This is a genomic window from Pseudomonas sp. MONT-RG-20F-20-E-7-02 (genome assembly GCF_022662395.1).
In the GTDB taxonomy this organism is placed as follows: domain Bacteria; phylum Pseudomonadota; class Gammaproteobacteria; order Pseudomonadales; family Pseudomonadaceae; genus Aquipseudomonas.
The window spans coordinates 76498-94082 of sequence record NZ_JAKNQN010000009.1; the positions used below are offsets into that span (position 1 = coordinate 76498).

Sequence of the window (17585 nt, forward strand, 5' to 3'; positions counted from 1 at the left end):
CCGCTGAATACACCGCCATCACTCAACCGGCAGCCGTCTCCATCCGCACCGCGCCACGCCGGGTTTGCCCGGCCGCAACCACACAGTTACGCCCTGCGCCTTTGGCGGCGTACAGCGCCTGGTCGGCGGATTTGAGCACTTCTTCCGGCGTGCGTTGCTCGGCCTGACGCTCGGCTACGCCGATGCTGACGGTCACCGACACACTCGACGCGCCGCTGCCCGCGCGGCGTTGGCGGCCCTGCTGATCGTCGTGTGGGCGATCCGGGTTGCGCAGCTTGATGTCGTAGTTGGCGATGATCTCGCGAATCTCTTCCAGGTGCGGCATGCATTCGTCCAAGGTCTTGCCGGCGAACACCACGGCAAACTCCTCACCGCCATAACGGTAGGCGCGCCCGCCGCCGTTGACCTTGGACAGCTTGCTGGCCACCAGGCGCAAGACCTGGTCGCCGACATCATGGCCGTGGGTGTCGTTAAAGCGTTTGAAGTGGTCGACGTCACTCATCGCCAGCACATAGTTGCGCCCCAGCCGCTGCATGCGCTCGTTGAGGGCACGGCGGCCGGGCAAACCGGTCAGCTCATCGCGGAAGGCCATTTGATACGCCTCATGCGCCACGCCGGCGGCGATCATCAGCATGACCTGGCTGCACATGATGTTCAGCGTAAACGGCAGGATGAAGGTTTGCGGCAACATCCAGAACAGCCCCAGCAGCCCCACCAATTGCGCGGCGTGCAAAGGGCGCGGCTGATACCAGTACTGCGCCGCCAGGGTGACAAAACCAATCAGGAACATCGGGTACGACAGCTGGATCAAGCTCATCCATCGGCCATGCAAGGCCGGCCAGCGAATCTCCGCCAACCAACTCAACAAGGCCTGCGGGAAACTCTGCTCAAGCGCCAGTGCCACGCTGCCGACGGCGAACAGCACGGCGCAGCGCGCCACGAAGTCGCGGAACAGGTGGGTTTTTTCCTGCCACAGCGCATAAATGCTGAACAGCAGCGGCAACAACAGGCAACACAGATGAAACACCACCGCCGCATCTTCGCGCACGCGCCCGTTGTCACGGTAGTAATCGGTCTGGGTGTCCAGCAGGAAGTAAACGACATACACCGTGACCATCAAAAACAGTTCACGCTGGCGCCGATACACCGCGCAGTACGAACCGCCGAGCAACAGCACCAAGGTCGGCAGTACGTTGAACAGCGAGGTGAAGAACACGTTGAGATCTTTGACATACGCAGCCGAGAGCCCGGCCAGCAACAGCAGCAACGAGGGAAGAAAATGACTGAAACGTACAGCGGACGCGCGCGACAAGGGTAAAGCTCCGACCCACTCAAAAAAGATGGCACAGTGCCTTCACTGCGCACAGTTAAGCACATTCAATGTGACCTGTATCACATTGCCATCACTTTAACGGCAGCCAAGCGCAATCCCTGAGTGCTGTACTGTGTTTTTTATAAGCCAATAAAAAAACCGCCGCTCCCAAAGGCAGCGGCGGTTTTCAAGAGAACCCGGTAAGGCTTAGTAAGCCAGGCCGAAGTCTTCTTCTTTCATGTCCATCAGGTTGTTGGCACCCGACAGCATGGTTGCAACGTGCGTACGAGTACGCGGCAGGATGCGCTGGAAGTAGAAGCGCGCGGTCTGCAGCTTGGCGGTGTAGAACGCCTCTTCGCTGGTGCCGGCAGCCAGTTTCTCGGCAGCCAGGCGTGCCATGTCGGCCCAGAAGTAAGCCAGGCAGGCGTAACCGGAGTACATCAGGTAATCCACCGACGCGGCACCGACTTCTTCGCGGTCTTTCATCGCGGCCATGCCGACCTTCATGGTCAACTCGCCCCACTCTTTGTTCAGTGCCGCCAGTGGTGCAACGAACTCTTTGACCGCTTCGTTGCCTTCGTTTGCCTGGCAGAACTTGTGCACGATCTTGGTGAAGCCCTTGAGCGCTTCGCCTTGCGTCATCAGCACTTTACGGCCGAGCAGGTCGAGTGCCTGAATGCCAGTGGTGCCTTCGTACAGCATCGAAATGCGGCTGTCGCGAACGTTCTGCTCCATGCCCCACTCGGCGATAAAGCCGTGGCCGCCGTAGATCTGCACGCCGTGGTTGGCGGACTCAAAACCGACTTCGGTCATGAACGCCTTGGCGATTGGGGTCATGAAGGCCAGCAGGGCATCGGCCTGCTTCTTCGCTTCGTCGTCGGTTCCGTACTTGACGATGTCCACTTGCTTGGCGGTGAAGTACACCATCGCACGGTTACCTTCGGCGAAGGCTTTCATGGTCAGCAGCATGCGGCGCACGTCAGGGTGCACGATGATCGGGTCAGCGGCTTTGTCCGGTGCTTTCGGGCCGGTCAACGAGCGCATTTGCAGGCGATCGCGGGCGTATTTCAGGCCGCCCTGGAAGCCGATTTCGGCGTGGGCCAGGCCTTGCAGCGCGGTACCCAGGCGAGCGGTGTTCATAAAGGTGAACATGCAGTTCAGGCCTTTGTTCGCCGGGCCGATCAGGAAACCGGTGGCCGCGTCGAAGTTCATCACGCAGGTGGCGTTACCGTGGATGCCCATCTTGTGTTCCAGGGAACCACAGGTCACCGCGTTGCGCGCACCGATCGAACCGTCGGCGTTCGGCAGGAACTTCGGCACGATAAACAGCGAGATACCTTTGGTGCCGGCCGGTGCATCCGGCAGGCGGGCCAGTACGATGTGGACGATGTTGTCGGCCATGTCGTGTTCACCGGCCGAGATGAAGATCTTGGTGCCGGAAACCTTGTAGGAGCCATCAGCCTGAGGCTCGGCCTTGGTGCGCAGCATGCCCAGGTCAGTGCCGCAGTGCGGCTCGGTCAGGCACATAGTGCCAGTCCATTCGCCCGAGACCAGCTTGGTCAGGTAGGCGTCTTGCTGCTCAGGGGTGCCGTGCTCGGAGATGGTGTTCATCGCACCGTGGGACAGGCCTGGGTACATGCCCCACGACCAGTTGGCTTCGCCAACCATTTCGCTCACCGCCAGGCCCAGGGATTCCGGCAGGCCTTGGCCACCGTGCTCGACGTCGTGGGCCAGGCTTGGCCAGCCGCCTTCGACGAACTGTTTGTAGGCTTCTTTGAAACCAGCAGGGGTCTTAACGCCTGACTCACTCCAGGTGCACCCTTCGATGTCACCCACGCGGTTCAACGGTGCCAGCACTTGCTCACAGAACTTGGCGCCTTCCTCAAGGATGGCGTCAACCATGTCCGGGGTAGCGTCCTGGCAAGCCGGCAGGCTCTGATAGTGCGCTTCATAACCGAGCAGTTCGTCACGAACGAAGCGAATATCACGCAAGGGGGCCTTGTAGTCAGGCATAGCGATAAACCTCTGCTGATGTATCTGGGATGAACAACCGCGTGGATGTGTGCTGGCGGTCAAACAGGTGTTTGAAACATACGTTTACGACCTGGGGTTGTCAAGCATCGTCCAGACGCCATTTGTCATGACGCGGATCAACGGCGCGCACGGCAAGGCCTGCGGCGGGTTGCCACAGCAAAAAGGAGTTTAGAAGTTAGAGAAGGCGAAGCGAGACAAATGTGGAAGCTGGCTTGCCAGCTCCCACACAAGCCAGCTCCCAAAGGAAAGCCGGCAGATCTAGAGAAAGGGGTTAAGCGTAAGTGTCGATCAACGTACCGAGCATTTCATCCGAAGCCTTGGCGACTTTGGCGCCCAGCTCCACTTGAAACTTGCCTTGGGCCATTTCGACCATATTGCTTGCCGAGTTGGACGGCTGAGCCCGATCGTTGGCTTGCAGACGATCGCTTTGTGCGTCCGATGGCTGGGTCGTCGCGGCGCTGGCAATCTTGCCGGCGGCCTGGTCGACACGGTTTTGCCCGGCCTGAATCGTGCTCAGCCCCGAATAAAACGCGCTGCTTCCAGAGATTTCCATGGCGTAAGCCTGCCTTTAGAGAATCGTGAACCTGAATTGAAGCAGACATCCGGGCAAAACGCCCGTCAAAAACACTAATGGCATAATGCCTTAGCGATAGCCAAAATCAGTCAAGCAGGTCCAATTCCAGGTACTCGGCCACCGCTTCTGCGCTGGCCTGCTTGAGTTTCGGCACGCGGCCCAGGCAGGGCGCCGGCAGCCGCTCAGCCAGGGTGGCGAGGTTTTCTTCCAGACGGGAGGTCTTGGGGTCGATGATGTTCGCCACCCAACCCGCCAACGGCAAACCGTCCCGCGCGATGGCTTCAGCGGTGAGCAAGGCGTGACTGATACAGCCCAGGCGCACACCCACCACCAGGATCACCGGCAGCTGGAGCGCCATAGCCAAATCGGAGAGATTGTCCTGATCGGCCAACGGCACCCGCCAGCCGCCCGCGCCTTCGATCAAGGTGAAATCCGCCTGTCGCGCCAGAATCTGCTGCATCGGTTTGAGCAACGATTGCACCGTCAACGCCACACCCGCCTCCCGCGCCGCCAGATGCGGCGCGATGGCAGGCTCGAACGCCACCGGGTTGACCTCGGCATACGTCAGCGGCAACGAACACTCGGCCAGCAATGCCAGCGCGTCGCTGTTGCGCAAACCTTTTGGTGTGACCTGGCAACCCGAGGCCACCGGTTTTCCTGCGGCGGTACTTCTGCCCGCAAGCCGTGCCGCGTGGAGCAGGCCGGCGGCGATGGTGGTCTTGCCGACATCGGTGTCGGTGCCGGTGATGAAATAAGCGGCGCTCATAGAGGTTTCTCCAGTACGGCATACACCACTTGATACGTGGCGGGCAGGCCCTGGGCCTGACGGAACTGCTCGTAAGCGTCCACCAGTGCAACAATCCGCGCGCGTCCCGTCAACCCTCCCGGGCGACCCGGGTTGAGGTTATGCGCGCCCAATGCTTTGAGTTCGTGGGTCAGACTGCGCACATCCGGGTAATGCAGCACATGGGGCTGGCGCGCCAGGCTGACCACGCGCAAGCCGCTGGCCGCGCACAGCTGTTGATAAGCCTCGAAACTGCGGAAGCGATTGACGTGCACCAGGCCATCCGCCGCGCGCCAGCTTTCGCGCAGCTCAGCCAAGGTGCCCACGCACAGGCTGGCGAACGCCAGCACGCCACCGGGCTGCAGCACACGATAAGCCTCGCTGAGCACCGCCTCGAAATTCGCGCACCATTGCACCGCCAGGCTGGAGAAGATCAGCCCGCAACTGTCGCCCTGCAACGGCAAGCGTTCAGCATCACCGGCGATGAAATGCTCGGCACCGCCCAAAGGCCGCGCGTGGTTAAGCATGCCCTCGGCAATATCCAGCGCCACGCCGTGGCTGGCCGGCAACCGCTCGCCCAGCACGCGGCTGAAAAACCCAGTGCCACAGCCCAGGTCCAGCCAGCGCTGGGGCGCCGTGTCGGCGGGCAGCCGCGCCAACAGTTCAGTGCCCACCGCGCGCTGCAAATCGGCCACGCTGTCGTAGCTGGCGGCCGCGCGGGAAAACGATGCCGCGACCTGGCGCTTGTCCGGCAAGGCGCCGGGCAGCGATGGGTGGGATAAATCAGTCATCAACGCACTCATGCAAAAAAGCCTGGATGGCCCCCGCAACGCCGTGAGGGTCTTCCAGAAGAAAAGCGTGACCGGCCTGTTCAATCAGGCCGATTTCTACATCGGGCAGCAACGCCAGCAAATCACTGGCGGCTTCGGCAGGCACCAGTTCATCCAGACCGGCGAACAGGTGCAGCTGGGGACCGCGATAGGCCTGCAGCGCGGCACGCGTATCGAGCTGGGCAAGCAATTCAAGCCCCGGCATCAACACGCTGGACGGCGCAGTCGGCGCACCGCTGACCAGCAAACGCGATAGCCCGCGCGGGTCTTGCGCACCTTTGGCACACAGCAGGCCAAAGCGCTTGAGGGTGACTTGGGAATCGGCATGGCAACCGGCCAGAAACGCATCAAAGGTTTCGGCCGGCATCGCGCTGGGCCAGCCGGCATGGGCGACAAAGCACGGGTTACTCGCCAGCGTCAGCAGCCCACAACACCGCTCGCCGCGCCGCACCGCCAGCTCCGAGGCGAGCATGCCGCCCAGGGACCAACCGCCCAGCCAGGCATTGTCCGGCAGTGTGGCGTCGAGTTCGTCGAGCCATTCATTCACATCACTGGAATCCAACGCCGGCAATGGTTCGATGTGCACCTGCAGGTGCTCGTCGAGGCCACGCAAAGCGGCCGCCAACGGTTCCAGCGGCGACACACCGAGGCCCCAGCCGGGCAGCAATATCAGTCGATCACGCATGGTCGGGCTCCGTGGCGCCTAACAAGCGGAAACACGCTTCCAATCCGTTTAACAATAGCTGCACCTGCGCCTCACTGTGCGCAGCCGTCAATGTCACGCGCAAACGCGCGCTGCCGGCAGGCACGGTGGGCGGGCGAATCGCGGTGACCATCAGGCCGCGCTCGCGCAGCATCTGCGACAGGCGCACGGCCTTGGCACTGTCACCAATCAGGATCGGCTGGATCGGCGTAAAGCTGTCCATCAAGTCCAGGCCAAGCTGCTCGGCGCCCTGGCGGAACTGGCGGATCAGGCCGTTGAGGTGCTCGCGCCGCCAATGCTCGGTGCGCAGCAGTTCCAGGCTCTTCAACGTCGCGCAGGCCAGGGCCGGTGGTTGGCTGGTGGTGTAGATGTAGGGCCGGGCGAACTGGATCAGGCTTTCGATCAGTTCTTCACTGCCCGCCACAAATGCTCCGGCAGTGCCGAACGCTTTGCCCAGGGTGCCGACCAGTACCGGCACGTCCTCCTGGCTCAAACCGAAATGCTCGACAATTCCGCCGCCATTGGCACCCAGCGGGCCGAAGCCATGGGCATCATCCACCATCAGCCACGCGCCTTTGGCCTTGGCTTCGCGGGCCAGCGCGGGCAGGTCGGCCAGATCGCCGTCCATGCTGAATACGCCATCGGTGACCACCAGCGTATTGCCGGTGGCCTTCTCCAAGCGCTTGGCCAGGCTGCTGGCGTCGTTATGCAGGTAACGGCTGAAACGTGCGCCGGAGAGCAAACCGGCATCCAGCAACGAAGCGTGGTTGAGGCGGTCTTCCAGCACGGTGTCGCCCTGCCCCACCAATGCGGTGACGGCGCCGAGATTGGCCATGTAACCGGTGGTGAACAACAGTGCGCGCGGGCGACCGGTCAGGTCGGCCAGGGCTTCTTCCAGTTCATGGTGCGGCGTGGCATGGCCGACCACCAAGTGCGAAGCGCCGCCGCCCACGCCCCAGCGGGACGCACCGGCGCGCCAGGCTTCGATGACGTGCGGGTGATTGGCCAGGCCGAGGTAGTCGTTGTTGCAAAATGCCAACAGCGCCTGGCCGTCCACCACCACGTGCGGGCCTTGGGGGCTGTCCAGCAGCGGGCGTTGGCGATAAAGGTGTTCGGCACGGCGGGCAGCGAGGCGCGCGGCGAGATCGAAAGACATGCAGGCCTCGGCAGATCAAAGAACTTAAGACTGGATGCACTCAACTGTGGGAGCTGGCTTGCATTCCAAATAGGGATCGGCGTCAAACAACGGCGTTATAGAACTGCTCGCTGCTCTTTTGCTCCACCAACGCCTGCTCGATCGCCGCTTGATGCACTTCATCGGCGTGCTCTTCGCGGGCTTCCGGCAGGATGCCCAGGCGTGCGAACAGTTGCATGTCCTTGTCAGCCTGCGGGTTGGCGGTGGTCAGCAGTTTGTCGCCGTAGAAAATCGAGTTGGCGCCGGCGAAGAACGCCAGGGCTTGCATCTGCTCGTTCATCGCTTCACGGCCGGCCGACAGGCGCACATGGGATTGCGGCATCAGGATGCGCGCCACGGCGAGCATGCGGATGAAGTCGAACGGGTCGATGTCATCGGCGTTCTCCAGCGGCGTACCGGCCACCTTTACCAGCATGTTGATAGGCACCGACTCCGGATGCTCCGGCAGGTTGGCCAGCTGGATCAGCAGGTTGGCGCGGTCGTCCAGGGACTCGCCCATGCCGAGGATGCCGCCCGAGCAGATCTTCATGCCCGAATCACGCACATAGGCCAGGGTTTGCAGGCGCTCGCTGTAGGTGCGGGTGGTGATGATCGAACCGTAGAACTCCGGCGAGGTGTCGAGGTTGTGGTTGTAGTAGTCGAGGCCGGCCTGAGCCAACGCTTGGGTCTGGTCCTGGTCAAGGCGGCCGAGGGTCATGCAGGTTTCCAGGCCCATGGCCTTCACGCCTTTGACCATTTCAAGCACATACGGCATGTCTTTGGCCGACGGGTGTTTCCACGCCGCGCCCATGCAGAAACGCGTCGAGCCGATGGCCTTGGCGCGGGCAGCCTCTTCGAGGACCTTCTGCACTTCCATCAGCTTTTCTTTTTCCAGGCCCGTGTTGTAGTGGCCCGACTGCGGACAATATTTGCAATCTTCCGGGCAAGCGCCGGTTTTGATCGACAGCAAGGTCGACACCTGCACACGGTTGGCGTCGAAATGCGCGCGGTGCACGGTCTGCGCCTGGAACAACAGGTCATTGAAGGGCTGTACAAACAGCGCTTTGACTTCGGCCAAAGACCAATCGTGACGCAGGGTGGCAGTGGTGCTGGCGCTCATGGGCGATTCCTTGATTATGCTTGGGCTTTCGCTGTGGGAAGGGCAATACCCACAGTCACGACACGGATGCTCGGCATATTTAAGGAAGATTCATGCACTGTCAACCTGGATACAAACACGAAGTTTACATCTGGCTAAAAAACAACCAGACCTGCCTGGTGTGCGATGAAGCCACCGAATCGGTCGATTGTGTGTGCAACGTCTGCGAAATCGAGCTGCCGTGGCTAATGGCGCAATGCGAGGTATGCGCCCTGCCGTTGCCCATGGACGGACTGATCTGCGGCCAATGTCAGAAACACCCACCCGCGTTTAAACAGGTGATTGCGCCGTGGTCCTACAGCTTTCCGGTCGACGCCTTGATCAGCCGCTTCAAGCATCAATCGCGCTGGCCCTTCGGCCACCTGCTCGCGCGCCTGCTGGGGCAGCACCTGCAACACCGCTTCGACAACACCGACCTCACGCGCCCCGACTGCCTGCTGCCGGTGCCCATGGCAGCTAAACGCTTGCGCGAACGTGGCTTCAACCAGGCGCTGATGCTGGCTCGCTGGCTCAGTGAACGCCTTGCTATCGCCCACGATGAACACCTGTTGTTACGCCCGCATGAAACCGTCGCGCAACAAGCGCTCGACGCCAAGACCCGCAAACGCAACCTGCTCAGCGCATTCGCGCTGGCACCCGATGCCCAGGTGCAGGGCCGTCACCTGGCGCTGGTGGACGATGTACTCACCACCGGCGCCACCGCCCACAGCCTGGCCCGCCTGTTGATGGAGGCCGGGGCGCGCCAGGTCGACGTCTACTGCCTGGCTCGCACGCCAAAACCCGGCACATGACTTGACTCCCGTGCGCCACGGCTGCAACGTCCGCTGACCTTATAGAAGCGTATCCACATGTCTCTGCCGACCTCCCTCAGCCAACACATCATCCGCCGCCCCCAGCGTATTGCCTTGCTCGCGCACATCGCCGAGCAGGGTTCGATCACCCGCGCGGCCAAAAGCGCCGGTTTGAGTTACAAGGCGGCCTGGGACGCCATCGATGAACTGAACAATCTGGCGCAAAAACCGCTGGTCGAGCGCAGTGTCGGCGGCAAGGGTGGCGGCGGTGCCAAGCTGACGGCCGAAGGTGAGCGCGTGTTGCGCCTCTATCAGCGCCTGCAAGTGTTGCAGGCCGAAATACTCGGTTCGGATGAAGATGCCAGTGACTTCAACCTGCTGGGCCGCTTGATGCTGCGCACCAGTGCGCGCAACCAGTTGCACGGCCGGGTCATCGCGATTGAAAGCCATGGCCGCAATGACCTGATCCACCTGCAGTTGTCGGGCGACTTGAGCCTGAGTGCGCAGATCACCCACGACAGCACCCAGCGCCTCGAACTCGAGACCGGCGTGGAAGTGGTGGCCTTGATCAAGGCCGGCTGGCTGGAATTGCTGGCTATCGGGCAAGCCGCAACACCTGGACACAATTGCATGAGCGGCGTTATCGAGACGATTCTCGACGCCGAAGACGGCCCCAGCGAGGTGCGTATCACCCTGCCCAACGGCCAGGTTTTATGCGCCCTGGCGCAGCCCGCCGCGCTCAAGGCGTTGAAGGCCGCCGAGGGCCAGCCGATCCAGGTGCAGTTCTCACCCAGCAACGTGTTGCTCGGCACACCCGCGTAGGGCGCAGGGCAACTTCAAACTGCAACAATTTCGTCACGCGTGCTCCTTAAGGTGTCTGCAAAAACCGCAGGGAGCCTGAAATGAGCCTACTAGAAGAAAACCAAGCCACCGACCTTGAACAGATGGTCGGCCTCACCCGCCGGCGTTTTATCGGCGCCGGCGCCCTGTGCGGCGCTGCGATGTTCCTCGGTGGCAACCTGCTGACCCGCAGCGCCCTGGCCGTGAACGCCGCCAGCGCCAGCCCGCTGCTGGGGTTCACCAGCATCGCCGCCGCCACCAGCGACGCCATCACCCTGCCGCCCGGCTACAGCGCCTCGGTGTTGATCAGTTGGGGCCAGCCATTGCACAAGCAGGCGCCGGCGTTCGACCCGTCCGGCAACGGCACCGCCAAAGCCCAGGAGCAGCAGTTCGGCGACAACAACGACGGCATGAGCCTGTTCGCCTTCCCCGGCGACGACAACCGCGCACTGCTGGCAATCAACAACGAATACACCAATTACCGCTACCTCTACGCCCACGGCGGCGCGCCGCAATCGGCCGAAGACGTACACAAGGCCCAGGCCAGCGAAGGCGTGTCGGTGATTGAAGTGCGGCGCACGGGCGACACCTGGCAGTTCGTCCAGGACTCGCGCTACAACCGGCGCATCCACGGCAACTCGCCGATCCGCCTGAGTGGCCCGGCTGCCGGCCACGCCTGGCTGAAAACCAGCGCCGACAAAACCGGCAAAAAAGCCCTCGGCACCTTTCAGAACTGCGCCAATGGCAAGACGCCTTGGGGCACTTACCTGACGTGCGAAGAGAACTTCACTGACTGCTTTGGCAGCAGCAACCCACAACAGGCCTTCGACGCCGGGCAAAAGCGCTACGGCGTGGTGGCAGCCAGCAAAGAAATCAACTGGCATCTGCACGACCCGCGCTTTGACATGGCCAAGAACCCCAACGAACTCAATCGCCATGGCTGGGTGGTTGAGATCGACCCGTTCGACCCGCAATCCACACCGGTCAAGCGCACCGCCCTGGGCCGCTTCAAGCACGAAAACGCAGCGCTGGCTGAAACCCGCGACGGCCGCGCCGTGGTGTACATGGGCGACGACGAACGCGGCGAGTTCATCTACAAGTTCGTCAGCCGCGACCCCATCAATCATCACAACCCCAAGGCCAACAAAGACCTGCTCGACCACGGCACTTTATACGTGGCGATTTTCGACGCGGGCGACGGCGACGCCGACCACCCCAAGGGCAAAGGCCAATGGCTCGAGCTGACCCACGGCAAAAACGGCATCGACGCCAGCAGCGGTTTCGCCAGCCAGGCCGAAGTGCTGATCCACGCGCGCCTGGCCGCCAGCGTGGTGAAAGCCACACGTATGGACCGCCCGGAATGGATCGTGGTCAGCCCCACCGACGGCCAGGTCTATTGCACCCTGACCAACAACGCCAAGCGCGGCGAAGACGGGCAGCCGGTGGGCGGGCCTAACCCACGCGAGAAAAACGTCTACGGTCAGATCCTGCGCTGGAAGGCCGACGCCGATAACCACGGCGCGCTGGACTTCACCTGGGACCTGTTTGTGGTGGCCGGCAACCCCGGCGTGCATGCCGGTACGCCGAAGGGCGGCTCATCCAACATCAACCCGCAAAACATGTTCAACAGCCCCGACGGCCTGGGTTTCGACAAAGCCGGGCGCTTGTGGATTCTGACCGACGGCGACTACAGCAATGCGGGCGACTTCGCCGGCATGGGCAATAACCAGATGCTGTGCGCCGACCCGAATACCGGGGAAATCCGCCGGTTCATGGTTGGGCCGGTGGCGTGTGAAGTCACGGGGATCAGCTTTTCGCCGGACCAGAAGACGCTGTTTGTGGGCATTCAGCACCCCGGCGAAACCGGTGGTTCGACCTGGCCGGAGCATCTGCCAAACGGCAAACCGCGCTCGTCGGTGATGGCTATTCGGCGCGATGACGGCGGGGTTGTCGGCGCCTGACCGACCGCCATCGCGGGCAAGCCCGCTCCCACAGCGGGTTGCATTCCAACGGTGGGAGCGGGCTTGCCCGCGATAGCAATGGCACAGTCACCACCTATCTCAGGCCCGGTGCGTTACCATACCGGGCCGGACGCGGCGCCCTGCTGCGCGCAGGAGTTCGCATGGCCCATCCGTTTGAAACACTCACGCCAGATTTGGTACTCGACGCCGTCGAAAGCATCGGCTTTCTCAGCGATGCTCGCGTTCTGGCGCTCAACAGCTACGAAAACCGTGTGTACCAGGTGGGCATCGAAGACGCCGAACCGCTGATCGCCAAGTTCTACCGGCCCCAGCGCTGGACCAACGAAGCGATCCTCGAAGAGCACCGTTTCACCTTCGAACTGGCCGAATGCGAAGTGCCGGTGGTCGCGCCGCTGATCCACAACGGCGAAAGCCTGTTTGAACATGCCGGTTTCCGCTTCACCCTGTTCCCTCGCCGTGGCGGCCGTGCGCCGGAGCCGGGCAACCTCGATCAGCTCTATCGCCTGGGGCAGTTGCTCGGGCGGTTGCACGCGGTGGGTTCCACGCGCCCGTTCGAACACCGTGAAGCCCTGGGGGTGAAGAACTTCGGTCACGACTCCCTCAACACCTTGCTCGAAGGCAATTTCATTCCCAAAAGCCTGCTGCCGGCCTACGAGTCTGTAGCCCGCGACCTGCTCAAGCGCGTGGAAGAGGTGTACAAGGCCACGCCGCACAAAAACATCCGCATGCACGGCGACTGCCACCCCGGCAACATGATGTGCCGCGATGAGATGTTCCATATCGTCGACCTGGACGACTGCCGCATGGGCCCGGCCGTGCAGGATTTGTGGATGATGCTCGCCGGCGACCGTCAGGAATGCCTGGGCCAGCTGTCGGAATTGATGGACGGCTATCAGGAATTCCACGACTTCGACCCACGCGAGCTGGCCTTGATCGAGCCCCTGCGCGCCTTGCGCCTGATGCACTACAGCGCCTGGCTGGCACGGCGCTGGGATGACCCGGCGTTCCCTCACAGCTTCCCGTGGTTTGGCAGCGAGCGCTATTGGGGCGACCAGGTGCTGGCGTTGCGTGAGCAACTGTCGGCCCTTAATGAAGAACCGCTGAAACTCTTCTAACCCCTGATCGCCCTGATCGTTCCCACGCTCTGCGTGGGAATGCCGCCTGTGACGCTCCGCGTCACGATTCCAGGTGCGGACGCGGAGCGTCCAAAAAAGCCACATTCCCACGCAGAGCGTGGGAACGATCACCACCGGTCGACAAAAATCCTTACAATTGCGCCTTTGTTAGCTGCCTATGCAAGGATTCCGCAATGCAACCCGCCAACCCCCGCAAGGGTTACATCCTGGGCCTGAGCGCCTATGTCATCTGGGGCCTGTTCCCGATTTATTTCAAAGCCATCGCCAGCGTTCCCGCCGCCGAAATCATCGTGCACCGCGTGTTGTGGTCGGCGCTGTTCGGCGGCCTGCTGTTGATGGTGTGGAAACACCCGGGCTGGTTGCGTGAACTGCTCGATAACCCCAAGCGCCTGGCGATATTGGCACTCAGCGGCTCGTTGATCGCCGCCAACTGGCTGACCTATGTATGGTCGGTCAACAGCGGGCGCATGCTCGAAGCCAGCCTGGGTTACTACATCAACCCGCTGGTGAATGTGCTGTTGGGCATGTTGATCCTCGGCGAACGCCTGCGGCGCCTGCAATGGATGGCTGTCGGTCTTGCCGCGGTGGGTGTGGCGCAGCAGGTGTGGCAAGTCGGCAGTTTGCCGTGGGTGTCGCTGGTGCTGGCGCTGACCTTTGGTTTCTACGGTTTGATCCGCAAGCAAGCCCCCGTCAAGGCACTGCCGGGGCTGGTAGTGGAAACCTGGATGCTGGTGCCGATTGCCGTGGCATGGCTGCTGTTCAACCCCACGGCGCACAGTGCGCAGCTTGAATTCTGGAGCACCTCCGAAGCCTGGTGGCTGGTGGCCGCAGGCCCAGTCACATTGATCCCGCTGGTGTGCTTCAACGCGGCCGCGCGCCATTTGCCCTATACCGCGCTGGGCTTCTTGCAGTACGTGGCACCCACGCTGGTGCTGTTGGAAGCGGTGTTCCTGTTCGGCGAACACCTGGCGACCAGCACGCTGATCGCCTTCGCATTTATCTGGGCGGGCCTGGTGGTCTACAGACTGGACGCCTGGCTGACCGTGCGCAAACGCTGATCAAATAACGTACAAACCTCTGCAAGCCACGGCGGGCTTGGCTTGCAGACATCCACCCCAAGGTTATCCACAACCTGATCCCCGCCATTTGTGCACAAGCCGTTGAAACTGTTCGTTTTTTGCTCAAGCCGAGCAGAAGCCCGGCCGGCGTGGCCTGGCGCCGGGTCTCTACAGGTTATCCACAGGCCCATGCAAGATTTCCATGCATAACCCTGTGGGCGGTTATTCCTCGTGGTGCAACTCCACCATCAAGTCATCCGCCAGGGTTTCCAGGGACAATTGCAAGGTATCCAGGGATAACGCTGTCGGCACCTGCAACACAGCCTCGGCGGTAAACAACGGATCGCCGCTCATGGGCGCCGGGCGCACATCCGTGCTCAGACTTTGCAGGTTCACGCCCTGCTTGCTCAGCAGCGCCGTGATCTCACGCACGATGCCCGAGCGGTCGTTACCCACCAGCGTCATCAGGATCGCCTTGGATGCCGCGGCCTGCCCGGTACTGCCCTCACCCACCAGCACGCGAATGCCGTGTGTGGATAAGTCCTCCAGCGCATTCACCAGGTCCTGACGGCTTTCTGCAGGCACACTGACCCGCAGGATCCCGGCAAACTGCCCGGCCATGTGCGCCATGCGGCTCTCCAGCCAGTTGCCGCCGTGGGCCGCAATGTTCTGCGCAATGCGTTCAACCAGGCCGGGTTTGTCGGCGGCGATAATAGTAAGTACAAGATGGTCCATGGCGAAGCCCTCTGGGATTTCAATCTACAAGGTGGACGCAGGCGCCCTCGAAAACAAATCGTGTACCATTTTTATATTTATCTGGAACAATCCAATAGTTTTTTGAGAACATCCCGTTCTCCGCTGTGACCGTACGACCAAAGTGGGTCGCTAAACGACGTATTTAGTCTAATTTTCACAACCGCAAGTCATCATGTAGTATGCCCAACCGTGCACTACATAATGAAAATCTGAAACAGCGCATAAGCTCCGCAGAGTGAGGCAAGCAATGACTGAACACGTTCAAGTCGGTGGCCTGCAGGTCGCCAAAGTCCTGTTCGACTTCGTGAACAACGAAGCCATTCCCGGCACCGGCATCACTGCCGACCAGTTCTGGGCCGGCGCCGACAAGGTCATCCACGACCTGGCACCGAAGAACAAAGCCCTACTCGCCAAACGCGACGATTTCCAAGCGCGGATCGATACCTGGCACCAGACGCACGCCGGCCAGGCCCACGACCCTGTGGCCTACAAAGCCTTCCTGCAAGATATCGGATACCTGCTGCCAGAAGCCGCAGACTTCCAGGCCTCGACCCAAAACGTCGATGACGAAATCGCCCGCATGGCCGGCCCGCAGCTGGTGGTGCCGGTGATGAATGCCCGCTTCGCCCTCAACGCCTCCAACGCACGCTGGGGCTCGCTGTATGACGCACTGTATGGCACCGACGCCATCAGCGAAGCCGACGGCGCCGAGAAGGGCCAGGGCTACAACAAAGTCCGTGGCGACAAGGTGATTGCCTTCGCCCGTGCCTTCCTCGACGAAGCCGCGCCGCTCAGCGCCGGCAGCCACGCGGACTCCACCGGCTACAAGATCGTGGATGGCAAGCTGATCGTCGGCCTCAAGGGCGGCAGCAACAGCGGCCTGCGTGACGATGCCCAGCTGATCGGTTTCCAGGGCCCTGCGGCCCAGCCGATTGCGATCCTGCTCAAGCACAACGGCCTGCACTTCGAAATCCAGATCGACGCCAGCACCCCGGTCGGCCAGACCGACGCCGCCGGCGTCAAAGACGTGCTGATGGAAGCCGCGCTGACCACCATCATGGACTGCGAAGACTCCGTCGCCGCCGTAGATGCCGATGACAAAGTGGTGATCTACCGCAACTGGCTCGGCCTGATGAAGGGCGACCTGGCTGAAGAAGTGGCCAAGGGCGGCAAGACCTTCACCCGCACCATGAACGCCGACCGCGTCTACACCGGCGTGGATGGCCAGGACGTGACCTTGCACGGCCGTTCGCTGCTGTTCGTGCGCAACGTTGGCCACTTGATGACCATCGACGCGATCCTCGACAAACACGGCAACGAAGTGCCCGAAGGCATCCTCGATGGCCTGCTCACCAGCCTGGCAGCGATCCACAGCCTCAACGGCAACAGCAGCCGCAAGAACAGCCGCACCGGTTCGGTCTACATCGTTAAACCGAAAATGCACGGCCCTGAAGAAGCGGCGTTCACCAACGAGCTGTTCGGCCGCATCGAAGACGTGCTGAACCTGCCGCGCAACACCCTCAAGGTCGGGATCATGGACGAGGAGCGCCGCACCACGGTCAACCTCAAGGCCTGTATCAAGGCGGCCAGCGAGCGCGTGGTGTTTATCAACACCGGCTTCCTCGACCGTACCGGCGACGAGATCCACACCTCCATGGAGGCCGGCGCGATGGTGCGCAAGGCCGCCATGAAAGCCGAGAAGTGGATCGGCGCGTACGAGAACTGGAACGTTGATATCGGCCTGAGCACTGGCCTGCAAGGCCGTGCGCAGATCGGTAAAGGCATGTGGGCGATGCCCGACCTGATGGCGGCGATGCTTGAACAGAAAATCGCTCACCCACTGGCCGGTGCCAACACCGCTTGGGTGCCGTCGCCCACCGCAGCCGCACTGCACGTGCTGCACTACCACAAGGTCGACGTGTTCGCGCGTCAGGCCGAACTGGCCAAGCGTGAGCGCGCCTCGGTGGACGATATCCTGACCATTCCTCTGGCCAGCAACACCGATTGGTCCGACGAAGAAATCCGCAACGAGCTGGACAACAACGCCCAGGGCATCCTCGGCTATGTAGTCCGTTGGATCGACCAAGGCGTGGGCTGCTCGAAAGTGCCGGACATCAACGACGTCGGCCTGATGGAAGACCGCGCCACCCTGCGCATCTCCAGCCAGCACATCGCCAACTGGTTGCGCCACGGCATCGTCAACGAAGCCCAAGTGATGGAAAGCCTAAAGCGCATGGCGCCGGTGGTCGACCGTCAGAATGCCGGGGATGCGCTGTATCGCCCGTTGGCGCCGGATTTCGACAGCAACATCGCGTTTCAAGCGGCGGTGGAGTTGGTGATTGAAGGGACTAAACAGCCGAATGGTTATACCGAGCCGGTGTTACACCGTCGGCGTCGGGAGTTTAAAGCGAAAAACGGTAAGTAGTTAAACTTGAACTCCCTGATCTTGAGA

At 61.9% G+C, this 17585-nt stretch carries 15 protein-coding genes; 6 read left to right on the forward strand and 9 right to left on the reverse strand.

The features are described 5' to 3' along the window. Positions 1–22: 22 nt before the first annotated feature. From L8I05_RS23940 to bioB, 8 genes are all read right to left on the reverse strand, one after another. On the reverse strand, positions 23–1312 hold the full coding sequence (locus L8I05_RS23940) for a GGDEF domain-containing protein (protein WP_177017934.1): 1290 nt from the start codon (positions 1310–1312) through the stop codon (positions 23–25). Between the two features lie 207 nt (positions 1313–1519). Continuing rightward, positions 1520–3325, reverse strand: a complete 1806-nt coding sequence (locus L8I05_RS23945) for a phenylacyl-CoA dehydrogenase (protein WP_242171771.1) — start codon at positions 3323–3325, stop codon at positions 1520–1522. 292 nt (positions 3326–3617) lie between these two features. Then, on the reverse strand, positions 3618–3899 hold the full coding sequence (locus tag L8I05_RS23950; protein WP_025857014.1) for a hypothetical protein: 282 nt from the start codon (positions 3897–3899) through the stop codon (positions 3618–3620). 106 nt (positions 3900–4005) lie between these two features. Continuing rightward, positions 4006–4686, reverse strand: coding sequence for a dethiobiotin synthase (gene bioD / locus L8I05_RS23955; protein ID WP_159960407.1), 681 nt, complete (start codon positions 4684–4686; stop codon positions 4006–4008). Continuing rightward, positions 4683–5495 (reverse strand): malonyl-ACP O-methyltransferase BioC, encoded by an 813-nt coding sequence (gene bioC, locus L8I05_RS23960; RefSeq protein WP_242171772.1) that lies wholly within the window; start codon positions 5493–5495, stop codon positions 4683–4685. The genes bioD and bioC overlap by 4 nt, the downstream gene beginning before the upstream one ends. Then, positions 5488–6219 (reverse strand): alpha/beta fold hydrolase, encoded by a 732-nt coding sequence (locus L8I05_RS23965; RefSeq protein ID WP_242171773.1) that lies wholly within the window; start codon positions 6217–6219, stop codon positions 5488–5490. The genes bioC and L8I05_RS23965 overlap by 8 nt, the downstream gene beginning before the upstream one ends. After that, complete coding sequence (bioF, locus tag L8I05_RS23970) at positions 6212–7393, reverse strand: 8-amino-7-oxononanoate synthase (protein WP_242171774.1); 1182 nt, start codon at positions 7391–7393, stop codon at positions 6212–6214. The genes L8I05_RS23965 and bioF overlap by 8 nt, the downstream gene beginning before the upstream one ends. Before the next feature lie 82 nt (positions 7394–7475). Further along, on the reverse strand, positions 7476–8531 hold the full coding sequence (bioB, locus tag L8I05_RS23975) for a biotin synthase BioB (protein ID WP_159960411.1): 1056 nt from the start codon (positions 8529–8531) through the stop codon (positions 7476–7478). A 92-nt stretch (positions 8532–8623) separates the two neighbouring features. On the opposite strand from bioB, the gene L8I05_RS23980 reads away from it, so the two are divergent. The 5 genes from L8I05_RS23980 to rarD all read left to right on the forward strand — a co-directional run bounded on the left by L8I05_RS23980 (position 8624) and on the right by rarD (position 14377). Beyond that, a complete protein-coding gene (locus L8I05_RS23980; RefSeq protein WP_242171776.1) occupies positions 8624–9361 on the forward strand; it encodes a ComF family protein in 738 nt (245 codons plus the stop codon). A gap of 57 nt (positions 9362–9418) precedes the next feature. Further along, positions 9419–10183 carry a TOBE domain-containing protein gene (locus L8I05_RS23985; protein WP_242171778.1) on the forward strand — a complete coding sequence of 255 codons (765 nt, stop codon included), beginning with the start codon at positions 9419–9421 and terminating at the stop codon, positions 10181–10183. An 80-nt stretch (positions 10184–10263) separates the two neighbouring features. Then, on the forward strand, positions 10264–12162 hold the full coding sequence (locus L8I05_RS23990; protein ID WP_242171779.1) for a PhoX family phosphatase: 1899 nt from the start codon (positions 10264–10266) through the stop codon (positions 12160–12162). A 161-nt stretch (positions 12163–12323) separates the two neighbouring features. Further along, positions 12324–13298 (forward strand): serine/threonine protein kinase, encoded by a 975-nt coding sequence (locus L8I05_RS23995; protein WP_034116112.1) that lies wholly within the window; start codon positions 12324–12326, stop codon positions 13296–13298. A gap of 194 nt (positions 13299–13492) precedes the next feature. Then, complete coding sequence (rarD, locus tag L8I05_RS24000; protein WP_242171780.1) at positions 13493–14377, forward strand: EamA family transporter RarD; 885 nt, start codon at positions 13493–13495, stop codon at positions 14375–14377. Positions 14378–14599: 222 nt separating this feature from the next. Here rarD and L8I05_RS24005 read toward each other — a convergent pair whose 3' ends face one another. Further along, on the reverse strand, positions 14600–15112 hold the full coding sequence (locus L8I05_RS24005) for an ACT domain-containing protein (RefSeq protein WP_197626568.1): 513 nt from the start codon (positions 15110–15112) through the stop codon (positions 14600–14602). A gap of 268 nt (positions 15113–15380) precedes the next feature. Between L8I05_RS24005 and L8I05_RS24010 the strand changes: the two genes are divergently transcribed. After that, on the forward strand, positions 15381–17558 hold the full coding sequence (locus L8I05_RS24010; RefSeq protein ID WP_242171781.1) for a malate synthase G: 2178 nt from the start codon (positions 15381–15383) through the stop codon (positions 17556–17558). The last annotated feature ends 27 nt before the right edge of the window (positions 17559–17585 follow it).